The organism is Pseudomonas sp. P5_A2_2 (assembly GCF_054177685.1).
Genome location: NZ_JBGCUL010001318.1, coordinates 1 through 1,066, shown reverse-complemented (window position 1 = coordinate 1,066; position 1,066 = coordinate 1). Strand labels below are relative to the sequence as shown.

The 1,066-nt window shown below is 58.2% G+C and carries 1 protein-coding gene and 1 pseudogene; one reads left to right on the top strand and one right to left on the bottom strand.

What is annotated here, in order from left to right; all coding sequences use genetic code 11:
* Positions 1–614 (top strand): EamA family transporter RarD (rarD, locus tag ACXRVY_RS31090; protein ID WP_458239216.1); only part of this gene is annotated, 614 nt, incomplete at its 5' end.
* A 139-nt stretch (positions 615–753) separates the two neighbouring features.
* Here the strand turns inward: rarD and ACXRVY_RS31085 are convergent.
* Positions 754–1,066 (bottom strand): annotated as a pseudogene (locus tag ACXRVY_RS31085) (4-hydroxyphenylpyruvate dioxygenase); the annotation flags it as partial.

Sequence of the window (1,066 nt, the reverse complement as noted above, 5' to 3'; positions counted from 1 at the left end):
TGTGGGCGCCGCTCAACGGCTACAGCCTCGACGTATCACTGGGCTATTTCCTGCTGCCGCTGACCATGGTCTTGACCGGTCGCCTGGCCTACGGCGAACGCCTGTCCTACCTGCAAAAAGTTGCCGTGGTATTCGCCTGCCTGGGCGTGATCAACGAGGTGTATCGGGTCGGTGGTTTTTCCTGGGCGACCTTGCTGGTCTGCATTGGCTATCCGACCTACTTCATCCTGCGCAAACGGCTGGCGGCGGACAACCTCGGCGGGTTATGGCTGGACATGGCATTGACGCTGCCGGTGGCCGTCTGGTTCGTTCAGAGCGGCGCGCAAGGTTTCGCTGTGTTTGACCAGCATCCATGGTTGTCGCTGTTGATCCCGCTGCTCGGCGTGATCAGTGCGTCGGCGCTGGTGGTCTACATCATTGCCAGCCGCTTGTTGCCGTTCAGCCTGTTCGGCCTGTTGAGCTACGTCGAACCGGTGCTGCTGCTGGGGGTGGCATTGCTGTTGGGAGAGAGCATCAAGGCCGGCGAATGGCTGACCTACATCCCGATCTGGATGGCCGTGCTGGTGCTGATGTTTGAAGGGTTCAAGCATCTGGTGCGGCAGCGCAGGCCTTAAGCTCACACAAAACAAATGTGGGAAACAAAATGTGGGAGCGAGCTTGCTCGCGATTACAGTGWGTCAGTCAACATTAATGTTGAATGTACAACCGCTATCGCGAGCAAGCTCGCTCCCACAGTTTTATCGGTGTAACGGCTTAGTCGGTGGAGAGAACACCACGACGAACCTGGTCACGCTCGATGGATTCGAACAGTGCCTTGAAGTTGCCTTCGCCGAAACCATCGTCGCCCTTGCGCTGGATGAACTCAAAGAACACCGGCCCCATCAGGGTTTCCGAGAATATCTGCAGCAGCAGACGCTTGTCGCCCGACTCGGACGAACCGTCCAGCAAAATGCCCCGTGCTTGCAGTTCACCAACCGGCTCGCCGTGGTTCGGCAAACGGCCTTCGAGCATTTCGTAGTAGGTCTCCGGTGGCGCGGTCATGAAGCGCATGCCGATGCTTTTCAGG